Origin of the sequence: Donghicola eburneus (genome assembly GCF_900115865.1) — a bacterium.
GTDB lineage: Bacteria > Pseudomonadota > Alphaproteobacteria > Rhodobacterales > Rhodobacteraceae > Donghicola > Donghicola eburneus.
In genome coordinates this window covers 1-6,786 of the sequence record NZ_FOXY01000037.1, presented here as the reverse complement: position 1 = coordinate 6,786, position 6,786 = coordinate 1, and the positions used below count along the sequence as shown (strand labels likewise).

At 56.8% G+C, this 6,786-nt stretch carries 7 protein-coding genes and 2 pseudogenes; 7 read left to right on the top strand and 2 right to left on the bottom strand.

Annotated elements, in window-relative coordinates; genetic code table 11:
* Window positions 1-271 precede the first annotated feature (271 nt).
* Window positions 272-676, bottom strand: a complete 405-nt coding sequence (tnpA, locus tag BM225_RS22465) for an IS200/IS605 family transposase (protein WP_092465512.1) — start codon at window positions 674-676, stop codon at window positions 272-274.
* A 27-nt stretch (window positions 677-703) separates the two neighbouring features.
* Between tnpA and BM225_RS21215 the strand changes: the two genes are divergently transcribed.
* The 5 genes and pseudogenes from BM225_RS21215 to BM225_RS21200 all read left to right on the top strand — a co-directional run bounded on the left by BM225_RS21215 (window position 704) and on the right by BM225_RS21200 (window position 3,902).
* On the top strand, window positions 704-1,948 hold the full coding sequence (locus BM225_RS21215; protein ID WP_177218683.1) for an RNA-guided endonuclease InsQ/TnpB family protein: 1,245 nt from the start codon (window positions 704-706) through the stop codon (window positions 1,946-1,948).
* Window positions 1,949-2,042: 94 nt separating this feature from the next.
* Window positions 2,043-2,861 (top strand): hypothetical protein, encoded by an 819-nt coding sequence (locus BM225_RS21210; RefSeq protein WP_092465510.1) that lies wholly within the window; start codon window positions 2,043-2,045, stop codon window positions 2,859-2,861.
* Window positions 2,862-2,870: 9 nt separating this feature from the next.
* On the top strand, window positions 2,871-3,488 hold the full coding sequence (locus tag BM225_RS21205; RefSeq protein ID WP_092465509.1) for a calcium-binding protein: 618 nt from the start codon (window positions 2,871-2,873) through the stop codon (window positions 3,486-3,488).
* A gap of 12 nt (window positions 3,489-3,500) precedes the next feature.
* A pseudogene (locus tag BM225_RS22475) lies at window positions 3,501-3,581 on the top strand (calcium-binding protein); the annotation flags it as partial.
* Window positions 3,564-3,902, top strand: coding sequence for a hypothetical protein (locus BM225_RS21200; protein ID WP_092465508.1), 339 nt, complete (start codon window positions 3,564-3,566; stop codon window positions 3,900-3,902). The pseudogene BM225_RS22475 and the gene BM225_RS21200, both read left to right, overlap by 18 nt.
* A 172-nt stretch (window positions 3,903-4,074) precedes the next feature.
* Here the strand turns inward: BM225_RS21200 and BM225_RS21195 are convergent, their stop codons facing one another.
* Entirely contained in the window at window positions 4,075-4,236 is a 162-nt protein-coding gene (locus BM225_RS21195) for an alpha-hydroxy-acid oxidizing protein (RefSeq protein WP_245780577.1), read from the bottom strand.
* A gap of 5 nt (window positions 4,237-4,241) precedes the next feature.
* Between BM225_RS21195 and BM225_RS21190 the strand changes: the two are divergent.
* Both BM225_RS21190 and BM225_RS21185 read left to right on the top strand, forming a co-directional pair.
* Window positions 4,242-4,565: pseudogene (locus BM225_RS21190) on the top strand (IS5 family transposase); the annotation flags it as partial.
* Window positions 4,566-5,506: 941 nt separating this feature from the next.
* On the top strand, window positions 5,507-6,786 hold a 1,280-nt coding region (locus tag BM225_RS21185; RefSeq protein ID WP_143095443.1), incomplete at its 3' end, for a calcium-binding protein.

The following is a 6,786-nucleotide window of genomic DNA, read 5'->3' as shown; positions in this document are numbered from 1 at the left end:
GCCATGCGAAACCTCCATCTGCTGACGCAGACCTTCTCGCAGGACGGCCAACTCTCAGGAACACATCAAATCAATGGGGTATGGCCGTCGCATACCATACGCTTTTGCGGCTCCCGTTTCTAAAGTCGGTCAAATTGGCCAGTTGATTTAGTCCCAAGGTTAGATTGAAACTTTGGGATGTTAGTTAACGTAGCTCGTTTGACCAAACTGTAGCTGGCACAAGCCCCTTCCAAGCCACTGCATTGGTGGGGGTGCCCATGGGGCTGCCAGCCTAGTCCGGTCTTGCTTGAGATCGGACATATTCTTTGATCGTTTCCAACGGCGCCCCGCCGCAACTTGTTACAAAATAGCTCGGAGACCAAAGAGCTGGCCCAATTTTCTTGAGTTGGGGAAAATCACGACGCAGGCGGCGTGATGTCCCCGTTTTGGCCGCGTTCGCAAAGATGGACACCGGCACAGCTGGAGGCAGGGACACCAAAAGGTGGATGTGATCCTCCTCACCGCCGAACTCTTCGATTCTGCCGCCTTGCGTGGACGCGCGCGCGTCCAGTACGTCACGGGCTGCGTCAAGCATATGCCCTGTCAGCACCCTCCGGCGATATTTGGTCACTAGAACCATATGGTATCGAAGGGCATAAATGCAGTTATGTGTAGAGGTATACGCTTGAAGGCTCATGCCTGAACCATTAACATGACAGGCATTATGAGCGCAACCAGATCCCTCTCTTTCAAGCTTTACCCGAGCAAGTCACAGGCCGAAGCCCTGTGGCGCAAGCATGTGATGCTGAAGGACTTGTGGAACGCTGCGCTCGAGGAACGTATCGGGGCCTGGAGAAAGGGTGTTCGCATCCGCCGATCCGATCAGGAGAAAGCCCTGAAGCACATCCGGCAGGATGTTGAAGGGTGGCGCGGCTTGATCCACACCCATGAAGCACAGATTGTGCTGAAGCGGCTGGATCTGGCGTTCGATGGCTTCTTCCGGCGCGTCAAAGCAGGGCAGACACCGGGATTCCCACGCTTCCGGTCCGCAGATCGCTTTCGCGGATGGGGATATAAAGAGCACGGCAACGGCTTCAAGGTCGAGATGCGCGATGGCGGCCGCCACGGCTTCGTTAAGCTGTTCGGCATTGGCCGGATGCGGATGCGTGGCATCGCAAGAACGCCCGGGAGCGTTCTGAAGGCTGATGTGACCTATTCAACCCGAGGCTGGTACCTCAATGTTGTGGTCGAGACCGGCTGCGCCGAACGCGCCCGCCCCACGGGCGGGGCGATCGGGCTTGATTGGGGCCTGTCTGAGTTTGCGACAATTGCCCATGAAGATGGGTCATTCGAAGCCCTTGCGAACCCGCGTCATCTGGATGCTGAGGCCGACGATTTGCGCGCAGAGCAGCGCCGCCTCTCGGCGGCAGCCCGCGCCCGAAAAATCACTGGCCGTGCCCTTGTGCGACATCGCAAGGCGCTGGCGCGTCGACATGCGAAAGTCGCAGCTCGCCGAAAGGATTTCCTGCACAAAGCTTCCGCTACTCTGGTTGCGCGCCACCGGATGATCGCGACGGAAGAGCTGAATATCCGAAACATGACGCGCTCAGCGCGTGGGTCGGTCGAGATGCCCGGCAGAAACGTGGCGCAAAAGGCAGGCCTTAACAGAGCCATTCTGGACACAGGCCCTAGCGCCTTTCTGAACATGCTCAGATACAAAGCGGAAGAAGCTGGTATCGAGTTCCTCGAAGCCCCGACGCGGTCTCTCAAGCCGTCACAGCGCTGCCCGGACTGCGGCGTCCTACGCAAAAAGACCTTGTCCGAACGGCAACACTCTTGCTCTTGCGGGTGCAGCTTGGGGCGCGACGAAGCCGCGGCCCGTGTCATGCTCCAATGGGGGCTTGACGAGTTGCACCGCTTGGAAACGATCAACACGGCCGGGACGGTCGTGGGTTGGGCGCACGCCTAACCCGAAACCCCCTCCAAACTACTGTATTGGTGGGGGAGGTTCATATCACAGAGCGCGGACGCGGCAAGCTCATTACGGCAAGGGACCTTACAATATGGCGGGCACCATCTACTTGAATGGCGACGAAGGCGGGAGCCTGACGAAGTTCTATATTGAGGTGACCTACGAATACAGTGAAGCCCCGTTCGCAGAAACGCTAAAGACGGATCTGCTCGGCCCGTCTTTTGCGACCGCTGATCTGTACAACGCCGAGTGGTTGACGATCGAGAATGGGATTTCAATCGGCCAGGCCCAATACGGGTCGCTCAACGATCCGAACGAAAGTGGAAATTGGTCTATTGGCGATCCCAGCGGTGGGGGGGACTGGCTGGGGTCCGATTACTACAAAGGCAGCATTGGCGAGATCACGACATCCTCGGACGGCTATGACGCTTGGCGCGACGCGGGCCGGCCGCGACCCTACAATTACGATGAGAAGCCTGCCTCGATCTGGGTTATCAAGTACCTAGATGGCGACGAGCTGGAACAAGTGAAAAGCGCGGCGGACGAGGTTGTTTACCTCAACGCGGACGACGGTAGCGATGATACCGGAGTGATCGGCGGGTCAGGCGGGACCAGTGACCCCGTCGACACCGGTGGCCCTGGGGACTCCAGCACAGACGTCCTTGGGCAAATCACTGCGTTTTTCCAGTCCAAAACTTTGGCCCCGTCACAATTCGTAGATGAATATGCCGACGATATACCAGCCGGCTTTGTCCGCCCGCACACAAGTTTTGACGACGACGGTCTCTATGGCATTGAAGCCGCGCCTGTGTCGAATGATCTGGACCTTCGCAGCATGCTGCAATCCCCTATGGAAGCCGCAACAACATACCTAATCTCTGATGCCCTTTCACAGGTAGGCACCGGTTAGCTGGCGGGATTGTTCCCCACGCTGAACGCGGCAGAGACATTCCAGACCAGCCTACTGGAAATTTTTATCAATCCCAGCTTGCAGTTGCTGGATCTCTTGGTGGATGAGAACGGGAACTTCGTCGATGCCGACACGCTCAATACATGGCTGAAGGCAAACGAAGTTCATCAGGACGCGGTCGCTAAGTTCTTGTTTGAGAATACAGGCACCGTCGGCTCGATCATCGAAGGGATCGCATTCGCCGGGCGTGATACTGGCGACGCGCTGATGGGCGCCGCGATCAATACCCAAGAGAATGACGGTTACTTGGCGTCGTCAGCCTCGGCTTATTTCGATGCAGTGGGCGTTCGGTATGTCGGCAGCCAAGGGGCGGACAACGCGTACGGGACGGACGGACGCGACTATATTTTCGGCGGACATGGAAACGATAGCGTGTTTGGTGCCGAAGGGGATGACTGGATCGGCGGAGGCGATGGTGACGATCAACTGCTCGGCTCTGGTGGCAATGACATGATTGCCGGGGGCGCCGGAGACGACGATATCGACGGACACGACGGCCGCGATAAACTGTGGGGCGGCAAAGGCGACGATTTCATGACGGGCGGCGCTGGTAACGACAAACTCTAAGGCCAAGGCGGCGGCGATTCAATCTTTGGGTTTGGCGGCAAGGATAAGCTCTTTGGCAACGGCGGAGCAGATGCGTTGTACGGTGGGGATGGCAAAGACGTCGTAAAAGGCGGCGGAGGCTCTGACATGGTGACCGGCGGTGCTGGCAGCGACAAGCTGTTCGGGAACAAAGGCGCGGATACCTTCGTCTTTTACGCAGGGGCTGACACCGACCGCATCAAGGACATGCGCGTGGGTCAGAACGACACCCTCCGGATTTATACCGAAGACCTCGGCGTTACGACCCTGAGCGATCTGGATGCTCTGGCCACCGAAAGCAACGGCAACGTCTATTTTGACTTTGGCGGAAGTGATCTATTGATCATCGAAAACGTGTTCTGGAATGACATTCGAGAATCCGTGGACCTGATGTGATGGATCAGCCTGCCCTTGGCAAATCGCTGACCAATGGGCGGACCGCCGCGAGACGCTCGACTTAACAGGATCTTAGCCGCACTGGGTAACCTGCTGATTTTTATGTGTGATCACCTTCTGCGGCCAAGAGGTATCCGTGTCTAGGTTTTCCTTCATAACCATAAAGGCCAGGCTACAGATGACGATGCAGTGTTCTATCCGTTAGATTTTCGGCGCCGACTTGTGCGATCGAAGGGGTCCCGAGTTGGCCAAGCGCACGAACGAGTTCAAGTTTAAGGATTTCTACAGCCCGTTCGGCGCCCGTGCGACCTCCTGCGCCGACCCCGTAGGCCATTGCCCGGCCAACGGAGCGATTACATCGGCGCCCGGGCACTGCTGGACGGCCTCCCTCCCGCCGACCACATGCTGGCGGACCGTGGATACGACGCAGACTGGTATCGCGAAGCACTTGAAGACAAGGGGATCACGCCGTGCATCCCTTCCCGAAAGAACCGTAAGGTTCCAATCCCCTATGACGAAGCCCGATACCGCAAGCGCCACAAGATCGAGAACAGCTTCGCTCGCCTCAAGGACTGGCGACGGGTCGCGACCCGTTACGACAGGTGCCCGAAGGTCTTCCTGTCGGCATGCGCATTGGCTGCCGTGGTCATGTTCTGGCTATGAAACCTGACCCTAGGCGGGACTACCAAGCCAAGTGACATTAATCTCAACCGTGCCCTATGCCAGGAGGCAACCGTGATTATGCATCGCGGACAGGCGGCATGGCTGTGCACATAGGCCGCTAAGATTGCGCGCCGACGTGGTGTCAAGCGAGTGATTGCTGCATTGGCTTGGCGGATCGCTGTAATCCTGCACCGCGTTTGAAAAGATGACACCGACACCCGCTTCGACATTCCGGTGCTTGATACTGGCTGAAGATACAAGCTCCAGACTGCCGCCCGCCTATTCGCGGGCCTTAGAGGTCCCCACGAGACGCGGTTCCGGTAATGCCGTGCTCAGTACTGATGCTGATCGTGTCGCTCGCGCCAATGAGATGGGCACATCGGAATTGCATTGGACCAGCATCAATTAGGCAGTCATCTCGCTGACTACCGACCGAAGCATGCACTCAGGTCAATCTCTAACGAAGGCTGGTGAAAAGATAATCAGATCAAGTGCACAAGACACAAAACCGCAGTTGGCGGCGCGTCCCACTTGCGCAAAAACCGGGTGACTGGAACGACCCCGTTACCAATTCCCTGACCTTAGGATACCCAATATTGTCCTTCTGCAGGTATATCCCATATGGCTCAAATCTGCAAAACTCTAAAAATGTGTAGCTGCAGCGTAATAATCGAAAGTTTTTAGTTGTGCGTGGATTGCGTTTGCAACCATCGAAAATGCTCTTAACAAAAAAACTTTGGTCTGTTTTTGGGCCATCACTAAAATCGCAGTTGTCGGCTACAAATTTGAGAAACCAAGAAATCTTTAAGTTTCACAAGTATCCAATTTTATTGATAATTACGCCACAACCAACCCCAATATTAGAATTCATTTCAACCACTTATCGTTCAACCGAGCACCTTGAGCATTCCTTTAACTTCATCACATGAAAGGTCAAATGAATGCCTGCTACTTTAGAAATCACTGGTAATCTGTACACATACGACGGCACGCTTGCGCAGTTGCTGTCCCTTACGGTTCTGCCGTCCTTTACCTCGGTATCCGGCACGGTTTCGATCACCGAGAACGATGGTGTCCTGACCTCGGGCGAAGTCGGTACCCTGAGCATCGACGGCGTGCCCCAATTCGTGGATTACGAGGGCGTCGCGAATTTCAACGCGGACAGCTTGATTGGCGTGACGCTTGGGATCTTGCTTGGATCAACTGATGCGGCAGTCTTTACCTCGGCCACGGGCGAAGTGTACCTTTACGCCCCTGATGGATTTCCCGCGCTTGCGGGCGTCGCGACCACGATCACCTTGGATGACACGGCTTCCTATAACTTGGCCCCCAGCACGGCGGGCGTGGATGGGACCAGCGGTGATGACACCATGGTGGTCGGGTATACCGACAGCGATGGCGATCGTATCACTGATGAAAATCTTCTTCTTCTTCGCACCGGCGACGACACGATCTATGGCTATGCGGGGAACGACTCCATCAACGCCGGCTCGGGTTACGATACTGTCTATGGTGGGTCCGGCAATGACACGCTCCTTGGTGCCGCTGGAAACGACGTCCTTTACGGGGATGAGGGCAACGACAGCATCGATGGTGGCTCTGGTAACGACTTGATCTATGGCGGCGCGGATGACGACACGGTCCTCGGTGGCGATGGTGATGACGTTCTGCATGGCGATGAGGGCAACGACAGCATAGACGCCGGATCTGGCAACGATCTGATCTACGGCGGCGCGGACGATGACACGATCACCGGCGGCTTGGGGCGCGACACCGTTTATGGCGGCGACGGCAATGATACGTGGCTCGCGGGCGGGACGGACAGTGGCACGGATGTCGTTTACCTTGAGGGCGGCGATGATGTCGCCGAGGTCGGCTACTTCAATACCGCAGACGGTCCTGACATTCTGGACGGTGGCGACGGCAACGACACTATCGCGTTGGATGGCACCGCGGTTGATGCCTTTGACCTTGGGATCACGCTGAATGATGATGGGACGGCAACAAATATCGGGTTCGGAACCGAGGTTCTGAATTTCGAAAACGTGCGCGGCAACTCTGGCGCGAACGCGATCACCGGTAACCTTCTGGACAACGAACTGATCGGGGCAGGGGGCCAAGACACGCTGTCCGGTGGCGGTGGCAACGATACGCTGGATGGGGGCGCGGATAACGACACTCTGGACGGCGGAGATGGCGACGACATCCTGACCGGCGGCGC